At 63.0% G+C, this 22427-nt stretch carries 14 protein-coding genes; 12 read left to right on the forward strand and 2 right to left on the reverse strand.

Annotated features, from left to right (window positions below; genetic code table 11):
* The first annotated feature begins 27 nt into the window (after window positions 1–27).
* The 5 genes from atpG to ACYQ47_RS21955 all read left to right on the forward strand — a co-directional run bounded on the left by atpG (window position 28) and on the right by ACYQ47_RS21955 (window position 6356).
* Complete coding sequence (gene atpG / locus ACYQ47_RS21935; protein ID WP_244826605.1) at window positions 28–924, forward strand: F0F1 ATP synthase subunit gamma; 897 nt, start codon at window positions 28–30, stop codon at window positions 922–924.
* A 44-nt stretch (window positions 925–968) separates the two neighbouring features.
* Window positions 969–2363, forward strand: a complete 1395-nt coding sequence (atpD, locus tag ACYQ47_RS21940) for a F0F1 ATP synthase subunit beta (protein ID WP_244826604.1) — start codon at window positions 969–971, stop codon at window positions 2361–2363.
* Window positions 2364–2432: 69 nt separating this feature from the next.
* Window positions 2433–2858 carry a F0F1 ATP synthase subunit epsilon gene (locus tag ACYQ47_RS21945; protein ID WP_244826603.1) on the forward strand — a complete coding sequence of 142 codons (426 nt, stop codon included), beginning with the start codon at window positions 2433–2435 and terminating at the stop codon, window positions 2856–2858.
* Window positions 2859–3076: 218 nt separating this feature from the next.
* Window positions 3077–4807, forward strand: a complete 1731-nt coding sequence (locus ACYQ47_RS21950) for an AMP-binding protein (protein WP_459906849.1) — start codon at window positions 3077–3079, stop codon at window positions 4805–4807.
* Between the two features lie 601 nt (window positions 4808–5408).
* A complete protein-coding gene (locus ACYQ47_RS21955; RefSeq protein ID WP_310394451.1) occupies window positions 5409–6356 on the forward strand; it encodes an alpha/beta hydrolase in 948 nt (315 codons plus the stop codon).
* Between the two features lie 4 nt (window positions 6357–6360).
* Here ACYQ47_RS21955 and ACYQ47_RS21960 read toward each other — a convergent pair whose 3' ends face one another.
* A complete protein-coding gene (locus ACYQ47_RS21960; RefSeq protein ID WP_250509673.1) occupies window positions 6361–7200 on the reverse strand; it encodes a transporter substrate-binding domain-containing protein in 840 nt (279 codons plus the stop codon).
* Between the two features lie 141 nt (window positions 7201–7341).
* Between ACYQ47_RS21960 and hemE the strand changes: the two genes are divergently transcribed.
* The 4 genes from hemE to ACYQ47_RS21980 all read left to right on the forward strand — a co-directional run bounded on the left by hemE (window position 7342) and on the right by ACYQ47_RS21980 (window position 16766).
* Complete coding sequence (gene hemE, locus ACYQ47_RS21965; protein WP_459906852.1) at window positions 7342–8439, forward strand: uroporphyrinogen decarboxylase; 1098 nt, start codon at window positions 7342–7344, stop codon at window positions 8437–8439.
* A 453-nt stretch (window positions 8440–8892) separates the two neighbouring features.
* The gene (locus tag ACYQ47_RS21970) at window positions 8893–11130 is read left to right on the forward strand and encodes a primosomal protein N' (protein WP_459906854.1); all 2238 of its coding nucleotides are present in this window, start codon (window positions 8893–8895) and stop codon (window positions 11128–11130) included.
* A 465-nt stretch (window positions 11131–11595) separates the two neighbouring features.
* Window positions 11596–15525, forward strand: a complete 3930-nt coding sequence (putA, locus tag ACYQ47_RS21975) for a trifunctional transcriptional regulator/proline dehydrogenase/L-glutamate gamma-semialdehyde dehydrogenase (protein WP_250526401.1) — start codon at window positions 11596–11598, stop codon at window positions 15523–15525.
* Between the two features lie 92 nt (window positions 15526–15617).
* Complete coding sequence (locus ACYQ47_RS21980; RefSeq protein WP_459906856.1) at window positions 15618–16766, forward strand: branched-chain amino acid ABC transporter substrate-binding protein; 1149 nt, start codon at window positions 15618–15620, stop codon at window positions 16764–16766.
* Window positions 16767–16849: 83 nt separating this feature from the next.
* Here the strand turns inward: ACYQ47_RS21980 and ACYQ47_RS21985 are convergent, their stop codons facing one another.
* A complete protein-coding gene (locus tag ACYQ47_RS21985; protein WP_459906858.1) occupies window positions 16850–18532 on the reverse strand; it encodes a thiamine pyrophosphate-binding protein in 1683 nt (560 codons plus the stop codon).
* Window positions 18533–18936: 404 nt separating this feature from the next.
* Between ACYQ47_RS21985 and flhF the strand changes: the two genes are divergently transcribed.
* The 3 genes from flhF to ACYQ47_RS22000 are packed head-to-tail and all read left to right on the forward strand — an operon-like array spanning window position 18937 to window position 22384.
* Complete coding sequence (flhF, locus tag ACYQ47_RS21990; protein WP_244826591.1) at window positions 18937–20721, forward strand: flagellar biosynthesis protein FlhF; 1785 nt, start codon at window positions 18937–18939, stop codon at window positions 20719–20721.
* Window positions 20714–21634 carry a MinD/ParA family ATP-binding protein gene (locus ACYQ47_RS21995; RefSeq protein ID WP_244828138.1) on the forward strand — a complete coding sequence of 307 codons (921 nt, stop codon included), beginning with the start codon at window positions 20714–20716 and terminating at the stop codon, window positions 21632–21634. The genes flhF and ACYQ47_RS21995 overlap by 8 nt, the downstream gene beginning before the upstream one ends.
* A gap of 18 nt (window positions 21635–21652) precedes the next feature.
* The gene (locus ACYQ47_RS22000) at window positions 21653–22384 is read left to right on the forward strand and encodes an RNA polymerase sigma factor FliA (protein ID WP_244826590.1); all 732 of its coding nucleotides are present in this window, start codon (window positions 21653–21655) and stop codon (window positions 22382–22384) included.
* The last annotated feature ends 43 nt before the right edge of the window (window positions 22385–22427 follow it).

The raw sequence follows: 22427 nt of genomic DNA on the forward strand, positions 1-22427 counted from the left end.
CGCGCGGCTTCGATCAAGGAGTAAGCAATGGCTGGAATGAAGGAAATTCGCGGCAAGATCAAGAGCGTGCAGAACACGCGCAAGATCACGAAAGCGATGGAAATGGTCGCCGCATCGAAGATGCGCCGCGCCCAGGAGCGCATGCGTTCCGCCCGTCCGTATGCCGACAAGGTCCGTGCAATCGCGGCGCACATGAGCGCGGCGAACCCTGAGTATCGTCACCCGTTCATGGTGAAGAACGAAGGCGCGAAGACGGCCGGCCTGATCCTCGTCACGACCGACAAGGGTTTGTGCGGCGGCATGAACACGAACGTGCTGCGTGCGTCGTTGCAGCGCATCAAGGAGCTGGAGCAGACCGGCGTGTCCATCGAAGCGTCGGCTATCGGCGCCAAGGGTCTCGGCTTCCTGAACCGGCTGCGCGCCAAGGTCGTGTCGCAAGTCACACATCTGGGCGACACGCCGCATCTGGAAAAGCTGATCGGCGCGGTGAAGGTGCAGCTCGACTTGTATTCGGAAGGCAAGATCAACGCGGTGTACCTGGGGTACACGCGCTTCGTCAATACGATGAAGCAGGAAGCGGTGATCGAGCAATTGCTGCCGTTGACGGCCGAAGATCTGCAGCAGAAGGCAGACGAAGCCGCGATTGCGAACGACACGCCGAAGACCTCGTGGGACTACATCTACGAGCCGGACGCTCAAACCGTGGTGGACGAATTGCTCGTGCGCTACGTCGAGGCGCTGGTTTATCAGGCGGTGGCGGAAAATATGGCGTCGGAACAATCGGCGCGCATGGTCGCAATGAAGGCCGCGTCGGATAACGCGAAGACCGTGATCAACGAACTGCAGCTCGTCTACAACAAGAGCCGCCAGGCCGCGATTACGAAAGAATTGTCGGAAATCGTCGGCGGCGCCGCTGCGGTCTGATCTTGATGACCGCGTGAAAGAACACAGTATCTAAAGGAAATGCGATGAGTACTACTGCTTTGGTAGAAGGCAAGATCGTACAGTGCATCGGCGCCGTTATCGACGTGGAATTTCCGCGCTCGCACATGCCGAAGATTTACGACGCGCTCATTCTGGAAGGCACCGAGCTGACGCTGGAAGTCCAGCAGCAGTTGGGCGACGGCGTGGTCCGCACCATCTGTCTGGGTGCATCCGACGGCTTGCGCCGCGGCACGATAGTGAAGAACACGGGCAACCCCATCAGCGTGCCGGTCGGCAAGCCGACGCTTGGCCGCATCATGGACGTGCTCGGCCGTCCGATCGACGAAGCCGGTCCTATCGAATCGACCGCCACGCGTTCGATTCACCAGCTCGCGCCGAAGTTCGACGAGCTGTCGCCTTCGACCGAACTGCTCGAAACGGGCATCAAGGTTATCGACCTGATCTGCCCGTTTGCCAAGGGCGGTAAGGTTGGCCTGTTCGGCGGCGCCGGCGTGGGCAAGACCGTGAACATGATGGAACTCATCAACAACATCGCGAAAGAACACGGCGGTTATTCCGTGTTCGCCGGTGTGGGTGAGCGTACCCGCGAAGGGAACGACTTCTATCACGAAATGAAGGACTCGAACGTTCTCGACAAGGTCGCGCTGGTGTACGGCCAGATGAACGAGCCGCCGGGCAACCGTCTGCGCGTGGCGCTGACCGGCCTCACGATGGCCGAGCACTTCCGTGACGAAGGTCTCGACGTGCTGTTCTTCGTCGACAACATCTACCGTTTCACGCTGGCGGGCACGGAAGTGTCGGCACTGCTCGGCCGTATGCCGTCGGCAGTGGGCTATCAGCCGACGCTGGCTGAAGAAATGGGCAAGCTGCAAGAGCGCATCACGTCGACCAAGACTGGTTCGATCACGTCCGTTCAGGCCGTGTACGTCCCTGCGGATGACTTGACCGACCCGTCGCCGGCTACGACTTTCGGCCACTTGGACGCAACGGTCGTGTTGTCGCGTGACATTGCATCGCTGGGTATCTATCCGGCAGTGGACCCGCTCGATTCGACCTCGCGTCAGATCGACCCGAACGTGATCGGCGAAGAGCACTACTCGATCACGCGCGGCGTGCAGCAAACGCTGCAGCGTTACAAGGAATTGCGCGACATCATCGCGATTCTGGGCATGGACGAACTCGCGCCGGAAGACAAGCTCGCCGTGGCGCGCGCTCGTAAGATCCAGCGTTTCCTGTCGCAGCCGTTCCACGTTGCTGAAGTGTTCACGGGCTCGCCGGGCAAGTACGTGCCGCTGAAGGAAACCATTCGCGGCTTCAAGATGATCGTCGAAGGTGAGTGCGATCATCTGCCGGAGCAGGCGTTCTACATGGTCGGCACGATCGACGAAGCCTTCGAAAAGGCCAAGAAGATTCAGTAACGGTCGGGTGTAGACGAAGCGGGCGCGGATCTCAAACTCCGCGCCTTCGTAATACGCTCAGGAGTCGATATGGCAACCATCAAAGTAGACGTCGTCAGCGCGGAAGAGCAGATCTTCTCGGGCCAGGCGAAGTTCGTCGCGCTGCCGGGCGAAGCAGGTGAACTCGGCATTTTGCCGGGCCACACGCCGCTCATCACGCGCATTCGTCCGGGCGCGGTGCGCATCGAAGCGGAAGACGGTTCGGAAGAGTTCGTTTTCGTCGCAGGCGGAATCCTCGAGATTCAGCCGGGCGTCGTGACCGTTCTTGCCGATACCGCCATTCGCGGCGCCGATCTTGACGAAGCAAAGGCCGAGCAAGCAAAGAAGCGCGCGGAAGAAGCGTTGCAGAACACGGGCTCGAACCTTGAATACGCGACCGCGCAAGCGGAACTCGCGTACGCAACGGCACAGCTCGCCGCCATTCAGCGTTTGCGCAAGCTTGGCTCGAAGCACTAAGCCAGCGCGCTTGTAGCGAATCGAAGAAAGCAGCCTCCGGGCTGCTTTTTTTATGGCGAGTCCGGGTTGCTTACCGGCAAATCTGCATGACCGTTGTGCACCCCGATTGCGGGTAACACTTGATGCCAGCGCCGCTTGCCACCGTGCAAAATAGCCTTCCAAACAGCCTACGTCTTTGAGGCTGCATATCTTGCACGGTCGATAGCGGAGACCCTTCGATGGCAACTCAACCGACGCAGGCCAGCGCGCAAGTCGAACCGCGTGACGGTCTTTCCTACGTCCGCGGCGCGACCGACACGCCCTTGAGCGACGCCACCGTTTCGCGCTTTCTTCTCGATACCGCGCGCCGCTTTCCCGGGCGTCCCGCTGTGGTGTTTCGTGAGCAGAACCTCCGCTGGACCTGGCGTGAGTTCGCCGACGAGATCGACGTGCTTGCGAGCGGCTTGCTTGCGCTTGGCATCGAAGCAGGCGACCGCGTCGGCATCTGGTCGCCGAATCGCGCGGAATGGCTGCTGACGCAATTTGCAACGGCGCGCATCGGCGCGGTGCTGGTGAATATCAATCCGGCTTATCGGCTTGCCGAACTGGAATACGCACTGAACAAGGTCGGCTGCAAGGCGATCGTCGCGGCGGAGCAGTTCAAATCGTCGAAATATCTGGAGATGTTGCAGACGCTCGCGCCGGAGCTCGCCCATGCGCAACCGAACGCGCTAAACGCGGCGAAGCTGCCGGACCTGCGCGCCATCATCCGAATGGGCGAAGGCAAGACGCCCGGCATGCTCAACTTCGACGCGTTGATGGAAGAAGGCCGCGCGCTCGTCGATACCGCCAAGCTCGATGCGCTCGAAGCCAAACTCGCCGCCGACGAAGCGATCAACGTGCAGTTCACGAGCGGCACGACGGGCAATCCGAAGGGCGCGACGCTTACGCATCGGAACGTGGTGAACAACGCGCGCTATATCGCGATGGCCATGCGCCTCACCGAGAACGACTCGCTGTGCATTCCCGTGCCGCTTTACCACTGCTTCGGCATGGTGCTCGCGGTGCTGGCGTGCGTATCGACCGGCTGCGCGATGGTGTTCCCCGGCGAGGCATTCGACCCCGCCGCGACGCTCGCCGCCGTGCACGAAGAGCGTTGCACGGCGCTACACGGCGTGCCGACGATGTTTATCGCCGAGCTCGATCATCCCGAGTTCGCGAATTACGACTTGAGCCGGCTGCGCACGGGCATCATGGCGGGCTCGCCGTGCCCCATCGAAACGATGAAGCGTGTGGTCTCCACCATGCATTTGGACGAGATCACCATCGCTTACGGCATGACGGAGACAAGTCCGGTTTCGTTTCAAAGCTCGACCACCGACCCGCTCGACAAACGCACGACCACTGTCGGGCGCGTTCAGCCGCATCTGGAGGTGAAGATCATCGGCCCGCTCGGCGAAATCGTGCCGGTCGGCCAGACGGGCGAACTGTGCACGCGCGGCTATTCGGTGATGAAAGGCTATTGGGGCGACGACGCAAAGACGCGCGAGGCAATCGTCGATGGCTGGATGCATACCGGCGACCTCGCGACGCTCGACGCCGAAGGGTACTGCAACATCGTCGGACGCCTGAAGGACATGCTGATTCGCGGAGGCGAAAACGTCTATCCGCGCGAGATCGAGGAATTCTTGTTCCGCCATCCGAAGGTGCAGTCGGTGCAGGTGTTCGGCGTCCCGGATGAAAAGTATGGCGAAGAGGTGTGCGCCTGGGTCGTGCTGCGTCCGGGCGAGATCGCCAGCGCCGACGAGATCCGCGACTTTTGCCAAGGACAAATCGCGCACTACAAGATTCCGCGTTACATCCGGTTCGTCGACGAATTGCCGATGACGGTGACAGGCAAGGTCCAGAAGTTTGTGATGCGCGCGCAGATGATCGACGACCTGAAGCTTGCGGAAGCCAAAACGGCGTAATTGAAACGACGAAGGGAGCGCTATTAAGCGCTCCCTTCCTGTCATGGCACGAAACGTTCGGCGGCGAAACTCGCAACTAGCGCAAACGTTTGTGCAGGCGAAAAAAAAGCGGGCCTGGAGCCCGCTAAAAACCACACGCTACGGGGTTAGCGCGAGGAGACCAAAGGTGGGATTCGATTCAACGTCAAATCGACGAACGATCCCAACACTGATGTCCCTTTCAGAGATTCGCCCAAGGCGACCACCGGAAAACGCCGCATTTGCAACCGCGCGCCCGGACACATCCGTGTTGAAACCGTTTGAACAGATTGTGGGCGAATTGATTCTGACCCGCCGTAACAAAGTGTTTCAGGTTGTAACCCCCGTCCCATAAGGCTCTCGTTAAATTTTCGGTCGCGGATGCGTACAAAGCCGTGCAGATATTGTCAGTTATTAAGCTGATTTATTCGATCCGCTAAAACTCCCGGAGTTTTTCCGGTTATATGGGCCGCTGCGTTAATCGGCATTTTCCGGGAAAATCGAACGGGCGCACGTATGAAATCGATACTCATTCGGCCTGAACCGCCAAAACTTCCCGTAAAAGACGCACTTGGAGACTCGTATGACCATTGACGCCGCTCTGCTTCGCTACTACGCCACCGTCGCCGAAGCTTTTCCGCCGCTCGGTCCCGATGCCGACGCGAAGGCAGTGCGCGAGCGCTTCAGCGAAGTGGCGAAAGCCTACGCCCCGGCCCCGGACGAAACCATTTTCGTCGAGGACATCGAAATTCCGCTTGCCGGGCGCACGCTTGCCACGCGCATCTATAAGCCGAAGTCGGCGAACGGTCCGCTGCCGCTAATCGTCTACTTTCACGGCGGTGGCTGGGTGGTCGGCGATATCGAGACGCATGATGCGCTGGTCGCCCGCCTCGCGCGCGATTCGCAGTGCGCAGTCGCGAGCGTCGATTATCGGCTGGCGCCGGAGCATCCATTTCCCGCGCCTTGCGACGATGCCCTCGACGCGCTGATTTGGCTCGCCGAACATCGTTCGCGGCTTGGCTTCGCGACGGACCGGCTGGCTGTCGGTGGCGATAGCGCGGGTGCGCATCTCTCGGTGGTCGCGGCGCGCGGCGCGAACGAGCGCGTGGCCGGTCTCGTCAGTCTCCAGCTTCTGCTGTATCCGGTGATGCGGCGGCAATTCGAGAGCGCGAGCTGTCTTGCAAACGCGAACGGCCCCGGCCTCACCAACGACGAGATGAAGTGGTACTGGACTCAGTTCCTGTCCGGCGTGATGCCCGACGCCCATGATGTGCGCGCCTTTCCGCTCGCCGAGCCGTTCGAGCGGACGCCTGCGCCCGCGTTGATCGTCGCGGCAGCCTACGACCCGCTTTACGACGATGCCCACGAACTCAAGCGCTTCCTCGAAACCAACGGCGGCCGCGTCGAATTGATCGACGCTGCGGAAATGACGCACGGCTTCGCCCGCATGCATCCGCGATCCGAAGCCGCGCTTGCCTGGCTGCGTCGAATCGGCGAGCGCGCGGGCGAGTGGTTGCGCGCCGCGCGCTGATCGTTCATTTGAGCCACTTGTCCACTACAGCCTGAAACTCGCCCGAACCGCGCGCGAGGTGCAACCACTGGTCGACATACTGCTGCCAGACGACATCGCCGCGCGGCAACAGATACGCCTTTTCGCCGAACTGGAACGGTTTGTCCGGATGCACGGTGCATAGGCCTGGATTGAGCTTCTGCTGAAGCAGCGTTTCCGAGGCATCCGTGACCATGACATCTGCCTTGCCGTCCAGAATCTGCTTGAAGATCGTGACGTTGTCCGGGTACTCGATCAACTGCGAATGCGGGAAGAACTGCTTGGCAAAGCGCTCGTTCGTGCCGCCGGGATTCACGATCGTGCGCACGTTCGGCTGATCGATCTGTTCGACGGTCTGATACTTGTCCACGTCATCGCAGCGAACAATTGGCGTTTTGCCGTCCTCCATATATGGCGCGGTGAAGAAGGCGCGCTTCTGCCGGTCGAGTGTCGTCGATACGCCGCCGACCGCGATATCGCACTTGTCGATGAAATCGTTCATCAGGTTCGACCACGAAGTCTTCACGTATTCGGCCTTGGCGCCAAGCGACTTCGCGAGGCTTTCCGCCAGGTCGATATCGATGCCTTCGAACTGTCCGTCCGTACGCAGGAACGTGTACGGCTTGTAGTCGCCGGTCGTGCAGACGCGCAGCGTGTGGCGCCCGAGGATGTCGTCGAGCCGCGTGGGCGGCGCGACGGGCGGCGGAGGCGCGGGCACGGTGCCGACACTTCCCGCTTGCACCGTTTGAGCAAGTGCGGTGGTGGACATCGACCCGGCAAAGACGGCGATTGCGACACTAATGGACGTTAAAAACGCGCGTTTCATCGATTCTCCGTGTTCTATTCGTATTGGTTGCCGCCGTCGATCATAACGAGCGCGCGTGAGTCTGAACATCACTCTCAGCCGCCGATGACGCGCGCATCGTCCGGTAGAATGGACGATTCTTCGCATTCAGCATCGAGCGCCGTGGCCCACACTCTCCTGAACGACACCTTTCTGCGCGCGCTCTTGCGGCAGCCGACCGAATACACGCCAATCTGGCTGATGCGTCAGGCCGGGCGCTATCTGCCCGAGTACAACGCCACGCGCGCACGCGCAGGCAGTTTCCTCGGTCTTGCGAAGAATCCCGATTACGCCACCGAAGTGACGCTTCAGCCGCTCGAACGTTATCCGCTCGACGCGGCGATCCTCTTCTCCGACATCCTCACCATTCCCGACGCAATGGGCCTCGGGCTGAACTTCGTGCAAGGCGAAGGTCCGCGTTTCGAACGCACGGTGCGCACCGAAGACGACGTAAAGCGCTTGGCCGTGCCGGACATCGACGCCACGCTGCGCTATGTCACCGACGCCGTTAGCCAGATTCGCCGCGCGCTCACCGACGCGGAAGGCCGTCAGCGGGTACCGCTCATCGGCTTCTCGGGCAGTCCGTGGACGCTTGCGTGCTACATGGTGGAAGGCGGCGGCTCGGACGATCATCGCACCGTGAAATCGATGGCTTATTCGCGGCCCGATCTCATGCACCGCATTCTCGATGTGAACGCGCAAGCGGTTGTCGCGTATCTCAACGCCCAGATCGAAGCCGGCGCGCAGGCGGTCATGATCTTCGATACCTGGGGCGGCGCACTCGCCGACGGCGCGTATCAGCGCTTCTCGCTCGACTACATCGCGAAGGTCGTCGCAGGCCTCAAGCGCGAGCACGACGGCGCGCGGGTCCCGGTTATTACGTTCACGAAGGGCGGCGGGTTGTGGCTTGAGCAGATCGCGTCAATCGGCGTGGATGCTGTCGGGCTAGACTGGACGGTGAACCTCGGCGCGGCGCGCGAGAAAGTGGGCGCTCGCGTGGCGTTGCAGGGCAATATCGATCCGAGCGTGCTGTTTGCGCCGCCCGAGGCGATTCGCGCCGAAGCACGTGGCGTGCTGGAAAGCTTCGGCAATCATCCGGGACACGTCTTCAATCTCGGCCACGGCATTTCGCAGTTCACGCCGCCCGAACACGTTGCCGAACTGGTCGATGAAGTCCATTCGCACAGCCGGGCGATGCGCGCGGCCGCGTTGGTACGCTAAACCGTATGTTGCAGTGCAGTGCAGCGCGATAGCGTCGGGTGCAGCGTTTCAGAAATCGTCGGATTTGTCTGAAACGCCCGCCCTTGGTGGAATCGAAAGATGTCAAGACAGCAGTTATACACATTTTGTACGTTGCGGCGCGCCATCAGACATATCGCCATCCTCGATCAATTAAATGTCGCTATTTGTTGCGTAAGTACCTGTTTGTATTGATGTTTGTTGTAGTCTGCCCGAAATGTGGGCCGACGCACATAAGTGATCGGCGACACGGTTTGCGGCAGCCCGTAATGCACTTCTCAACAAAGTTATCCACAGGCCTGTGGAAAGCATCGGAAATCTAAAAATAATCTTCGGTTTACCAGCGATTCTGATGTTTTACTTTAAGTTCGTCGCGCGAAGCCTGATGTCATTGTCGGAAAGCCCGCCGTGGCTTGCCGAAAGGCGTCGCGTGGCATGAGCGGCCTCTATGTGCGCGTCGCTATCGATCAGCCGATGTCCGTGCTGTTTGATTACGTCTGTCAACTCGACGTCGAGCCTGTGGTCGGCTCGTTGGTGCAGGTGCCGTTCGGGCGGCGCGATGTCGTTGGGCTCATCTGCGAAATCGCGACCTCAACCGACGTCCCAGCCGACAAACTGCGCCACGTAAGCGCCATCTGCGATGCCTGCGCGCCGCTTTCCGCCGAATGGATCGGGCTCGCGACGTTCGCGGCGGAATACTATCAACGCGGGCTCGGCGAAGTTGCGCTGCCCGCTTTGCCGCAAGCTCTACGCGACGCATCGCGCTGGAACCGCCTATTCGCGGTCGAGCCGCGTTACCGGATGCTGGCAGCCGGACGAGCCGAACTTCCGGATGCCTTGCCCGCGCGGGCGAGCGCGTTGCGGCGGCTGGCGGAAGCGCTGGGATCGAGCGAGACGCTGGGTTTGTCCGAAGCGCGCGCCGTACATCCCAAGGCAAGCGCGACTTTCGACGAATGGCTGACGCGCGGCTGGATCGAAAGCGTTGAAGACGCATCGCCGGCGGATCACGCGCCGACGCTCGCGGCGACCGAAGCGCCGCCGCGCCTGACCGACGAGCAACGCAAAGCCGTCGATGCCATCGCGAGCGCGCAAGGCTTCGCGCCATTTCTGCTGCACGGCGTGACGGGCAGCGGCAAGACCGAGGTTTATCTGCACGCGCTTGCCGCGCTGCTCGCCAGACAAGCGGATGCGCAGGCGCTCGTACTCGTGCCCGAAATCAACCTGACACCGCAGTTCGAGACGGCGTTCCGCAATCGTTTTTCGATGCTTGCGCCCGGTTCCATCGTCACGATGCACAGCGGTCTTGCCGAGGGCGAACGCGCCCGCAACTGGCTCGCGGCACACACGGGAAGCGCGCGCATCGTGCTTGGCACGCGCCTCGCGATCCTCGCGTCGCAGCCAAAACTGGCGATGATCGTCGTCGATGAAGAGCACGACCCGGCGTACAAGCAGCAAGAAGGGTTGCGTTATTCCGCGCGCGATCTGGCCATCTATCGGGCGAAGCAGCTTGGTATTCCCGTCGTGCTCGGGTCGGCGACGCCATCGCTCGAAACCTGGTGGCAGGCGGAGCAGGGCCGCTACACGCGCCTGACGCTCAAGCGCCGCGCCGTCGCTGATGCGGCGTTGCCAAGCGTGCGGCTCATCGATCTCGAAGAGGAAAGGCAGCGCGGGCGCGCGTCCGTGGAAGGCTTGTCGGGCCCGCTCATCGCAGCGCTGAAGGCGCGTCTGGAACGCGGCGAACAGAGTCTCGTGTTCCTGAATCGGCGCGGCTATGCGCCGATTCTGTCGTGCGACGCCTGCGGCTGGGTCGCGGGCTGTCCGCGATGCAGCGCCTACGCCGTGCTTCACAAGCCCGAGCGCGCGTTGCGCTGTCACCATTGCGGCTGGGAATCGCGCATTCCAAAGGCATGCCCGGAATGCGGCAACATCGATATCGCGCCAATGGGACGCGGCACGCAACGCGTGGAGGAAACACTCGCGAGCGTGGTTCCCGGCGCACGGGTGTTGCGCATCGACGCGGACAGCACGCGGCGCAAGGGCAGCGCGCAGGCGCTTTTCTCGGATGTCCATGCAGGCGAGGTCGATATTCTCGTCGGCACGCAGATGATTGCGAAGGGCCACGACTTCCGCCGTGTGACGCTCGTGGGTGTCCTAAACGCCGACACCGCGCTTTTTTCTCACGACTTTCGCGCAAGCGAACGGCTTTTCGCGCAACTGACGCAGGTGAGCGGCCGCGCGGGTCGCGCCGGACTTCCCGGCGAAGTGATGATTCAGACGCGATATCCGCGTCACGCGCTGTATCAGGCGTTATCGCGGCAGGATTACGTGGGATTCGCCAACGCGACGCTTGCGGAACGTCGCGACGCGCGTCTGCCGCCATTCGTCTATCAGGCCATGCTGCGCGCGGAAGGCCGCACGCTCGAAGCGGCGCTGGCGTTTCTCGGGCAGGCGGCGGCCGCCTTCGCGCCCTTGCCGGGCGCGGACCGCGTGACGGTCTACGATGCCGTGCCGCTGACCATCGTGAAAGTGTTCAACGTGCACCGCGCGCAATTGCTGCTCGAAAGCAGCTCGCGGGCTGCGCTGCAATCCGCCCTGCGCGCGTGGCAACCGGAGTTGCGCGCGCTGAAGGGCGTATTGCGCTGGAACGTGGAAGTGGATCCGCTGGACGTCTAATACTCGGCGCGCGTGGCGCTTCCAGATGCGGATTCGAGGTCGTCGTGAAGATCGTCCGAACGGCCTACATGCGGCGATGCGCCTCGCACAAACAAGACGACGCACACTGCGAACATCACCCAAACGCTGGCTATCACCATCCAAGTGCTCATGCTCGTTATTCTCCGAGAGCCCCGCGGTGGTCCTCCGCGGAATGTGGCGCCGACGGCGCGCATGGCGTTTATATCGGCTGCACTCGGGCAATTACTTAGGGCATGTCCCAAAATAAAAACGCCTAGGGAAACTACTAGGTGATTTCCGCCAATGTCCGTTCGGCGTTGCATCGCGCAAAGCCTTGTCCCACAAGGGTTCCAACATGGTGCAACCCTCTCGAAATTGTCGGTTGCACCTTTTTTTTCAGCGGAGTACGATTCGCCAACTTTTAGGTCTACGGCCGGGTGAGCACGTCCGGCAAACGAAGGAATCATGGCGAGCACAACCCTTGGCGTCAAAGTCGACGATCTGCTGCGTTCACGGCTCAGAGATGCCGCGACCCGGCTCGAGCGCACTCCTCACTGGCTCATCAAGCAGGCGATCTTCGCCTATCTGGAGCGTATCGAGCATGGTCAGCTTCCGCCGGAACTTTCGGGCACGAACGGCTCGGGCGAACCCGGCGAGACCGTAGCCGTCGAGGGCGATGACGACAGCGCGCCGCAACCTTTCCTCGATTTCGCGCAGAACGTGCAACCGCAGTCGGTGTTGCGCGCGGCGATCACGGCGGCGTATCGTCGCCCGGAACCCGAATGCGTGCCGTTCCTGATCGGACAAGCGCGCTTGCCGGCCAGCGTTTCCGCCGATACCGAAAAGCTCGCGACCAGACTCGTCGAAGCCTTGCGCGCGAAGAGCACGGGCGGCGGCGTGGAAGGGTTGATCCACGAGTTCTCGCTGTCGAGTCAGGAAGGCGTTGCGCTGATGTGTCTCGCCGAAGCGCTGCTGCGCATTCCCGACCGCGCGACCCGCGACGCGCTCATCCGCGACAAGATCAGCAAGGGCGACTGGCGTTCGCACATGGGCCAGGCGCCGTCGCTGTTCGTGAATGCGGCGACGTGGGGCTTGATGATCACCGGCAAGCTCGTCACGACGAATAGCGAGGCCGGTTTGTCGTCGGCGCTGACGCGCATGATCGGCAAAGGCGGCGAGCCGCTGATCCGCAAGGGTGTGGACATGGCGATGCGCCTCATGGGCGAGCAGTTCGTCACCGGCGAGACCATCTCCGAAGCGCTCGCGAACAGCCGCAAGTTCGAGGCGCGCGGTTTCCGCTATTCCTACGACATGCTGGGCGAAGCCGCGACCACCGAGGAAGACGCGCAGCGTTACTACGCGTCCTACGAGCAGGCGATTCACGCTATCGGCAAGGCGGCGGGCGGGCGCGGCATCTACGAAGGCCCGGGCATCTCGATCAAGCTCTCGGCGCTGCATCCGCGTTATTCGCGTTCGCAGCAGGAACGCACCATGAGCGAACTGCTGCCGCGCGTGCGCGCGCTGGCGCTGCTCGCGCGTCGTTACGACATTGGCCTGAACATCGACGCGGAAGAAGCGGATCGCCTTGAAATCTCGCTCGATCTGCTCGAAGCGCTGTGCTTCGACCCGGCGCTCGCGGGCTGGAACGGCATCGGCTTCGTGGTGCAGGGTTATCAGAAACGCTGCCCGTTCGTGATCGATTACCTGATCGACCTGGCGCGTCGCAGCCGGCATCGGCTGATGATTCGTCTCGTGAAGGGCGCGTATTGGGATACCGAAATCAAGCGCGCGCAAGTGGACGGCCTCGAAGGCTATCCGGTTTATACGCGCAAGATTTATACGGACATCTCGTATCTTGCTTGCGCGAAAAAACTGCTGGGCGCGCCGGATGCCGTCTATCCGCAGTTCGCGACGCACAACGCGTTCACGCTGTCGGCTATCTATCACCTCGCGGGACAGAATTACTATCCCGGCCAGTACGAGTTTCAGTGCCTGCACGGCATGGGCGAACCGCTCTATGAAGAAGTCACGGGCCGCGACAAGCTGAACCGGCCATGCCGCGTATATGCGCCGGTCGGCACGCACGAAACGCTGCTCGCGTATCTCGTGCGGCGTCTACTCGAAAACGGCGCGAACACGTCGTTCGTGAATCGTATTGCCGATGAATCGATCCCCGTGAAGGAGCTCGTCGAAGACCCGATCGACGAAGCGCAGAAGATCGTGCCGCTCGGCGCGCCGCACGCGAAGATTCCGCTGCCGCGTCAGTTGTACGGGGACGAGCGGCCCAATTCGATGGGTCTGGACTTGTCGAACGAGCATCGCCTGGCGTCGCTGTCGTCGGCGTTGCTCGCGAGCGCGAATCATCAGTGGCGCGCCGAGCCGATGCTCGAAGGCGACGATCCGCACAACGGCGTCGCACGCGACATTCGCAATCCCGCCGATCTGCGCGATCTCGTCGGCACGGTGGTGGAAGCGTCGAAGGAACAAGTCGGCGCCGCGATCGCCAACGCGGTGGCCGCCGCGCCGATCTGGCAAGCGACGCCCGTCGATGACCGCGCCGACTGCCTCACGCGCGCCGCCGACTTGCTCGAAGCGCAGATGCACACGCTGATGGGCCTCGTCGTGCGCGAAGCGGGCAAGTCGCTCGCGAACGCGGTATCGGAGATTCGCGAGGCTATCGACTTCCTGCGCTATTACTCCGCACAGATTCGCGAGGAATTTTCGAACGACACGCATCGTCCGCTCGGACCGGTGGTCTGCATCAGCCCGTGGAACTTCCCGCTCGCGATTTTCATGGGTCAGGTCGCGGCGGCGCTCGCGGCTGGCAATCCGGTGCTCGCGAAGCCAGCCGAGCAAACGCCGCTGATCGCCGCGCAAGCCGTGCGCATTCTGCGCGAAGCGGGCGTGCCGCCGGGCGCCGTGCAACTGTTGCCGGGCAACGGTGAAACCGTGGGCGCAGCGCTCGTCGCCGACCCGCGCACGCGCGCCGTGATGTTCACCGGCTCGACCGAAGTCGCGCGCCTCATCAACAAGACGCTGTCCGAACGGCTCGATCCGGACGGCCGCCCGATTCCGCTCATCGCCGAAACCGGCGGCCAGAACGCGATGATCGTCGATTCCTCGGCGCTTGCGGAACAGGTCGTCGCGGACGTCATGCAGTCGTCGTTCGACTCGGCGGGTCAACGCTGCTCGGCGCTACGCGTTCTTTGTCTGCAAGACGATGTCGCGGATCGCACGCTCGAAATGCTGACCGGCGCGATGAAGCAACTCGCGGTGGGCAATCCTGACCGGCTGTCGGCGGATGTCGGTCCCGTGATCGATGCCGACGCGAAACGCGGCATCGACGCGCACGTTGCGCAGATGCGCGAGAAGGGCCGCAAGGTCGTGCAACTTCCGCTGCCGGACGGTTGCGCGCAAGGCACATTCGTGCCGCCGACGCTGATCGAACTCGACGGCATCGACGAACTCAAGCGCGAGGTCTTCGGCCCGGTGCTTCATGTGGTGCGTTACCGCCGTTCGTCTCTTGATAAACTGCTCGACCAAATTCGGTCGACCGGTTATGGACTGACGCTCGGCATCCATACGCGGATCGACGAAACCATCGCGCATGTCATCTCGCGCGCGCACGTGGGCAACATCTACGTGAACCGCAATGTGATCGGCGCGGTGGTCGGCGTGCAGCCGTTCGGCGGGGAAGGTTTGTCGGGCACGGGTCCGAAGGCGGGCGGCGCGTTGTACTTGCAGCGCTTGCTGGCCAAGCGTCCCACTGGACTGCCGAAGTCGCTGGCAAGCGCGCTCGTGGTGGACAAGGCGGCATCCGCCGATGCCCCGACCGCCGCTCTCACGGCGCTGCGCGACTGGTCCATCGGCGAACGCGATCCGCAGACCGCGGCGCGTTGCGACGGTTATCTGCAACACGTGCTCGCGGGCGCGACGGCCGTGCTGTCCGGTCCGACCGGCGAGCGCAACACGTACACGCTCGGCGCGCGCGGCACGGTGCTGTGCGTGGCGGCAACCCCGAGCGGCGCGCGGGCGCAGTTTGCCGCCGTGCTGGCAACGGGCAACAAGGCGCTGTTCGCCGGTTCGGCGGGCGAGCAGTTGGCGGCGTCGCTGCCGGCATCGCTCAAGCCGTATGCCGCGGTCAGGAAAGACGCGGCGGCGGAGTTCGACGCCGTGCTGTTCGAAGGCGACAGCGACGAACTGTTGTCGCTCGTGAAGGAAGTCGCGAAGCGCCCGGGACCGATCGTATCGGTGCAGGGCGTGGCGGCGGGAACATTCGCCGATGCTGATCATGACGGCGAAGACTATGCGCTCGAACGTCTGCTGACGGAACGCTCGGTGAGCGTGAACACGGCGGCGGCGGGCGGCAATGCGAATTTGATGACGATCGGTTGAGAAGTATCCTCTCGCGCTCGATTCAAACAAACGGCAGCAGGCACGGCGATCCCGGCGACGAGCTGCCATTCACACTGGTACTAGGAGAAGCTATGAAGCACACGATGAACAAGCTGGCAGCCGCCCTGACGCTCGCCGGCCTGTCGCTCGCGGGGACTGCGTTCGCGCAAACAGCAGAAGATGTGAAGGTCGGCTTCGCCGGGCCGATGACCGGTGCGCAGGCGCACTACGGCAAGGATTTCCAGAACGGCATCACGCTCGCGGTCGAGGACTTCAACGCCACGAAGCCGGTGATCGGCGGCAAGCCGGTTCGCATCGTGCTCGATTCGGCGGACGATCAGGCCGACCCGCGCACGGGCACGACCGTCGCGCAGAAGCTCGTCGACGACGGCATCAAGGGCATGCTCGGCCACTTCAACTCGGGCACGACCATTCCGGCATCGCGCATTTATGCGAATGCCGGCATCCCCGAAATCGCGATGGCAACCGCGCCGGAGTACACCACGCAAGGCTTCAAGACGGCCTTCCGCATGATGACGTCCGACACGCAGCAAGGCTCGGTCGCGGGCGAGTTCGCGGTGAAGACGCTGAAAGTGAAGAAGATCGCCATCGTCGATGACCGCACGGCTTACGGCCAGGGTCTCGCCGACCAGTTCGAGAAGGCAGCGAAGGCGTCGGGCGGCAACATCGTCGTGCGCGAATTCACGAACGACAAGGCTGTCGACTTCAAGGCGATTCTGACCAAGATCAAGTCGTCGAATCCTGACCTCGTGTACTACGGCGGCGCGGATTCGCAAGCCGCGCCGATGGCCAAGCAAATGAAGACGCTTGGCTTTCTTGCACCGCTGATGGCGGGCGAGATGGTCAAGACCGACACGTTCATCAAGATCGCGGGCGACGCGGCCGATGGCACGGTGGCATCGCTCGCCGGCCTGCCGATGGACCAGATGCCTGGCGGCGCGGACTACACGGCGAAGTACAAGAAGCGCTTCAACGAAGACGTAGAGACGTACTCGCCGTACGCCTACGACGGCGCAATGGCCATGTTCAACGCAATGAAGGCGGCCAACTCGACGGACCCGGCAAAGTATCTGCCGCTGCTTGCCAAGACCGACATGCAAGGCGTGACCACGAAGCATCTGGCGTACGACTCGAAGGGCGATCTGAAAAACGGCGGTATCACGCTGTATAAGGTCGTTGGCGGGAAGTGGACGACGCTGCAGAGCGTGGGTGGGAAGTAAGGTTTAGTGGCTGTTTTGGATGGCCCGGTCGTGTGCGACCGGGCCGTTTTCGTTTGGACGGGGCTAACCGGCTGAACCAGCCCTCAGCGCTTCCCCTGCTCCCGAATCTGTTCGAGCGTCGCGCCCGGCGTGCTCTGATCCGCCGGAATCCGAATCTCGATCACCGCGGGCAATCCGGAACTCACAGCGCGCTCGAACGCCGGCATGAACTGCTCCGTCGATTCGACCCGCTCGCCGTGCGCCCCGAACGCGCGCGCATAAGCCGCGAAGTCGGGGTTCGTCAGCCCCGTGCCATGGACCCGATGCGGATAGTGCCGCTCCTGATGCATGCGGATCGTGCCGAACTGCCCGTTGTTCACGACCACGAAAATCACCGGCAGCTGGTACTGCATCGCCGTGGCGAGTTCGTGGCTCGACATCATGAAGCAGCCATCGCCCGCGAACGCGATCACCGTGCGCTGCGGATACAGCGACTTCGCCGCGATGGCCGCAGGCACGCCGTAACCCATCGCACCGCTCGTCGGCGCAACTTGCGAGCGGAAGTGCCGATACGAATAATGCCGATGCAGCCAGGTCGCGTAATTGCCCGCGCCGTTGGTGAGAATCGCGTCTTCGGGCAGGCGCTCAGAAAGCGTGCGCATGATCTCGCCGAGCTGGACATCGCCGAGCATGGGGCGCGGCTTGCGCCATTCGAGATACGCGGCGTGCGCCGTCTCGGCGCTGCCCGACCACGCGATCTGCGCGGGCGGTTCGAGCGCGGCAAGCATCGACGCAATCTCGGGCATGCCGGAGACGATCGGCAGATCGGCGCTATACACGCGGCCCAGTTCCTCCGCGCCCTGATGCACGTGAATCAGCGTCTGCTTCGTCTTAGGGATGTCGAGCAGCGTGTAGCCGCCCGTCGTCGATTCACCCATGCGCGGGCCGAGAACGAAGAGCACGTCCGCTTCGCGCACGCGCGCGGCCAGCGCCGGATTGATGCCGAGCCCGACATCGCCCGCGTAATTCGGATGCTCGTTATGCAGCGTGTCCTGATAGCGGAACGCGCATCCCGCCGGCAACTGCCAGCGCTCGATGAAGCGCGCGAAGTCCTGCGTCGCCTCGGCGGTCCAGCCGCTGCCGCCCGCGATCACGAACGGTGTCTTCGCGTTGGCGAGCAGTTCGCGCACGCGCTCCATCTGCGCCTGCGACGGCGCCGCCGCGACGCGTTGATAGCGCGGCACGGGCGGCGCCGCATCGCACGCTTCGGTCAGCATGTCTTCGGGTAACGCCAGCACGACCGGGCCGGGTCGTCCCGCCATCGCGACATGGAACGCGTGGCTTAGATATTCCGGCACGCGGCGCGGATCGTCGATTTGCGCGACCCACTTCGCCATCTGCCCGAACATGCGCCGATAGTCGATTTCCTGAAACGCCTCGCGATCCATGTGATCCCGCGCGCATTGGCCGATCAGCAGGATCATCGGCGTCGAGTCCTGGAAAGCGGTGTGCACGCCGATGGACGCGTGCGTCGCGCCCGGCCCGCGCGTGACGATAGCCACGCCCGGACGCCCCGTCAGCTTGCCGACCGCCTCGGCCATGTTCGCCGCGCCGGCTTCGTGGCGGCAGACGATCGTCTGTATCTGGCTGGTTTCGTCGTGCAGCGAATCCAGGACGGCGAGAAAGCTCTCGCCCGGCACGCAGAACACGCGTTCGACACCGTGATGAACGAGCGCATCGACAACCAGACGCGCGCCGGTGGTCTGGCCATGAGAAGCGGATGCCATGCGAACAAGTCTCCTTTGTCAGTGAGCATCGGTGAGCCCGGGTTTCGAGCCGCAGACCGTAGCTTACGCCGCTGGATGGGACTCTGGCTGATGCAGTCCGGCCGCCTTGGCGCGCGACGCGCCTGCCGCCGCGCGCCTCACAGCCGGACAAACCGCCAAGCGACATCTCTCGTCCCGTCGCGTCGATCGTGCCAGACCGGCATTTTTTCCCGCATGACGCGCGACGCAATCCGCACGGCCGGGTTGTTTCCATCAGTCGAAATACCCCTCTTTCACACCCTTTATCCAGCGATAGGCCCGAAGTGATCTTCGCAATAATGGCTTCACTGAAAAGCGGGCACGGAAATAACCAAAGGGTGCTCGCCTCGCAAATATCGCTGCATCTATCCTCATCGGGGGCCAGTTTGAACATTCGTAAATTCATCGGCGCGAACAGTCGTGACGCTCTGCGCCAGGTCCGTGAAGCGCTCGGACCCGATGCCGTGGTGTTGTCCAACCGCACGCTCGACGATGGATCGGTGGAAATCGTCGGTGTCGCGGATAGCGATCTCGCTTCGATCTCGCCCGCGAAGGCCGCACGCGAACAAGCCGCCGCCGCGCCGTTCGCCAGCGCCACGCCGCGCGCCGCGCTTGCACAAGCCGCAGCCGCCGCGATGAAGCAGCAGGCCGCCGCTCCCAGCTCTCCGATGAACCCCTACGCCAGCGGCGATGTTTTCTCCTCCGTCTTCGGCAACACCGCCGACGCCGACGATTTCGACGAGCAAGCCGACGAAGAGCGCATGGAAGCACCGCGCACGATGGCCGATTCCAATCCGTGGTTGATCGAACATGCGCGCCGTATCGCGCAACAGGCTTCGGTGCCGTCGAACCGGCCGCTGACGCCGTCTGCCGCAATTGCACGCGGCATGGGCGTGCCGGTATCGGTCAAGGCAGCCGACGCACCGCGCCAGCAAGCGCCGCGTGCACAAGCCGCCGCGCAACCGGTTGCCGCCGCGCCTGCCGCACCCGCCGCGCAAGCGCACGCAAAGATCGAAACGCCCGACTGGGCGCGTGAAGCCGCGCAAGTCGCCGCACGCCGCGCCGCACAGAAGATCAACGCAGCACCGCAACCCGCCGACGAAGCGCCGGCCGCATCGGGCAATTTCGAAGGCTTGCCGGCCAATGCCGCAGCCGTCGTGACCGAAGCCATCCGCACGCGCATGGAGCAAGTCGTCAACGAAACGGTGATGAACGAACTCTCGTCGATGCGCGAGATGATGGAAGAGCACTTCTCGGGTTTGCTGTGGGGCGACCGCCAGCGCCGCAACCCGACCAACTCGGCCTTGACCAAGCGCCTCTTCGCCGCCGGTTTCTCCGCGCAACTCGTGCGCATGGTGATCGACAACATGCCGTCGATGGAGAACGTGGAAAACGCGCTCGAATGGGTGCAGCAAGTTCTCGAATCGAATCTGCCGGTGATGCCGAGCGAAGACGCGTTGATGGAACGCGGCGGCGTGTTCGCGCTGATGGGCCCGACGGGCGTCGGCAAGACGACGACCACGGCAAAGCTCGCGGCGCGCTGCGTGATGCGCTTCGGCGCCAGCAAGGTCGCGCTCCTGACGACGGACAGCTACCGGATCGGCGCGCATGAACAACTGCGCATCTTCGGCAAGATTCTCGGCGTCTCGGTGCACGCGGTAAAGGACGGCGCCGACCTGCAACTCGCGCTCTCCGAACTGCGCAACAAACATATCGTGCTGATCGACACGATCGGCATGAGCCAGCGCGATCGCACGGTCTCCGACCAGATCGCGATGCTGTGCGGCACGGGTCAGCCGGTGCAACGCTTGTTGCTGCTGAACGCCACGAGCCACGGCGACACGCTCAACGAAGTCGTGCAGGCCTACAAGAGTGCGCCGGACCAGCCGCCGCTCGCGGGCTGCATTCTGACCAAGCTCGACGAGGCGACCAACCTCGGCAGCGTGCTCGATACGGTCATCCGCTACAAGCTGCCGGTGCATTACGTATCGACCGGTCAGAAGGTGCCGGAGAACTTGTACGTCGCAACCAAGCGTTTCCTCATCAAGAGCGCGTTCTGCATTCCGCGCGATGGCTCGCCTTTCGTGCCGCAAGACGACGATGTGCCGGCGCTTCTGTCCGCACTGTCCGCACGCGCCACGACCGAACTGCATGGAGTCCATTTTGGATAAGTTCGTGCTCGATCAGGCTGAAGGCCTGAGAAGGCTGCTGACGCGCGCCAGTTCTCGCGTGGTGGCTGTAGTGGGCGGACCGGCGGGCATCGGTTGCACGTCGGCGGTAGTGAACCTCGGCGCGGCGTTGTCCGTGCATGGCAAGGATGTGCTCGTCATCGACGAGCGGCATAACGCGGGCTCGGTCAGCCGCATGGCGGGTGTGGATGGCGCGGGCGCGCTCTCGGCGGTGATGTCCGGCCGTCGCGAATTGCAGGATGTCGCGGTGCGCACGCCGATGGGTTTTTCGCTGATCGCCGCACCGCGCGATGAACGTATCAGCCACGACGCAGCGCAAGCACGCGCGCTGCTCGACGGCCCCGCAGATATCGTGCTGATCGATGCGCAACTCGATCGTAATGGCGCGCTCTCGTCGCTCGCGGCGCAGGCGCATGACTTTCTGATAGTGACGCGGGTAGCCGCGTCGGCGATCACCGAGGCGTATGCGTGCATGAAGCGCTTGCACTACGCCCACGCGATCGGCCAGTTCCGCGTGCTGATGAATCACGTGCAGGACGCAGCCGATGCAGCGGTCGCGTTCGACAACCTCTCGGGTGTCGCGAGCCGTTATTTGGCCGTGTCGCTCGTGCAGGCAGGGTATGTGTCCGAGGATGCGCGCGTCGCTCGGGCGAGGGAGCTCTCTCGGTGTGCGGTGGAAGCGTTTCCGGCTACGGCCGCGGCGCGCGACTACCGCTACATCGCAGCCGAGCTGCTGCACTGGCCGATGCGTCCCGCGCCGTTTTCGCGCGGCGACGAAGCGAGCCAGTACGACGCGCACATTCCGGTTGGCGAGTCTGGTGAAAGCGGACGGAAAGCGGCGCACCGAGCGGCGGCGTTTTCCGATCATGCAATGAGCAGCACGGCGTCGATGTGATATTGAAAGGTGAACAGGATGTATAACGCCCAAGGCAAACTCTCGCAGTCCGACGTGCTTACGAAATATGCGCCGCTCGTTCGCCGCCTCGGACTCCAGCTCGTCGCCAAAATGCCGGCGAGCGTCGATCTCGACGATCTGATTCAGGCCGGCATGATTGGCCTCCTCGATGCGGCTAGCCGCTACAAGGAAGATCAGGGCGCCCAGTTCGAAACCTACGCAAGTCAGCGTATTCGCGGCGCCATGCTCGACGAGTTGCGCGCCAACGACTGGTTGCCACGCAGCATGCGCAAGACATCGCGCGAAGTGGAGTCGGCGGTACACAAGGTGGAACAGAACCTTGGCCGTTCGGCCAGCGAGACCGAAGTCGCCGAGCACATGAAGATGCCGCTCGACGAGTATCAGTCGATGCTGCAGGACTTGCACGGCAGCCAGTTGATCTATTACGAAGACTTCGACCGCTCGGCGGACGACGAGCCGTTCCTCGACCGTTACTGCGTCGATCGTTCGGACCCGCTGTCGGCGCTTCTGGACGACAGTCTGCGCGGCGCGCTGATCGAAGCCATCGACAAGTTGCCGGAGCGCGAGAAGCTGCTCATGAGCTTGTACTACGAGAAGGGCCTCAACCTGCGCGAAATCGGCGCGGTGATGGAAGTGAGCGAGTCGCGCGTGTGCCAGTTGCATAGCCAGGCCGTGGCGCGTTTGCGTGCGAAGCTGCGGGAACAGTCGTGGACTAGCGTCGAGGCCTGAGTTCCGAGTTGTAGAGGCGCGCGAAGCCCCGAACCGGGGCCGC

The organism is Caballeronia sp. HLA56 (assembly GCF_054655155.1).

Excerpts from the sequence above, each read along its gene's own strand:
- ACYQ47_RS21950 (WP_459906849.1), top strand. The coding sequence starts at position 3,077 with ATGGCAACTCAACCGACGCAGGCCAGCGCGCAAGTCGAACCGCGTGAC.
- atpD (WP_244826604.1), top strand. The coding sequence starts at position 969 with ATGAGTACTACTGCTTTGGTAGAAGGCAAGATCGTACAGTGCATCGGC.
- ACYQ47_RS21960 (WP_250509673.1), bottom strand. The coding sequence starts at position 7,200 with ATGAAACGCGCGTTTTTAACGTCCATTAGTGTCGCAATCGCCGTCTTT.
- ACYQ47_RS21945 (WP_244826603.1), top strand. The coding sequence starts at position 2,433 with ATGGCAACCATCAAAGTAGACGTCGTCAGCGCGGAAGAGCAGATCTTC.
- ACYQ47_RS21955 (WP_310394451.1), top strand. The coding sequence starts at position 5,409 with ATGACCATTGACGCCGCTCTGCTTCGCTACTACGCCACCGTCGCCGAA.
- putA (WP_250526401.1), top strand. The coding sequence starts at position 11,596 with ATGGCGAGCACAACCCTTGGCGTCAAAGTCGACGATCTGCTGCGTTCA.
- ACYQ47_RS21985 (WP_459906858.1), bottom strand. The coding sequence starts at position 18,532 with ATGGCATCCGCTTCTCATGGCCAGACCACCGGCGCGCGTCTGGTTGTC.
- ACYQ47_RS22000 (WP_244826590.1), top strand. The coding sequence starts at position 21,653 with ATGTATAACGCCCAAGGCAAACTCTCGCAGTCCGACGTGCTTACGAAA.
- ACYQ47_RS21970 (WP_459906854.1), top strand. The coding sequence starts at position 8,893 with ATGAGCGGCCTCTATGTGCGCGTCGCTATCGATCAGCCGATGTCCGTG.
- atpG (WP_244826605.1), top strand. The coding sequence starts at position 28 with ATGGCTGGAATGAAGGAAATTCGCGGCAAGATCAAGAGCGTGCAGAAC.
- ACYQ47_RS21980 (WP_459906856.1), top strand. The coding sequence starts at position 15,618 with ATGAAGCACACGATGAACAAGCTGGCAGCCGCCCTGACGCTCGCCGGC.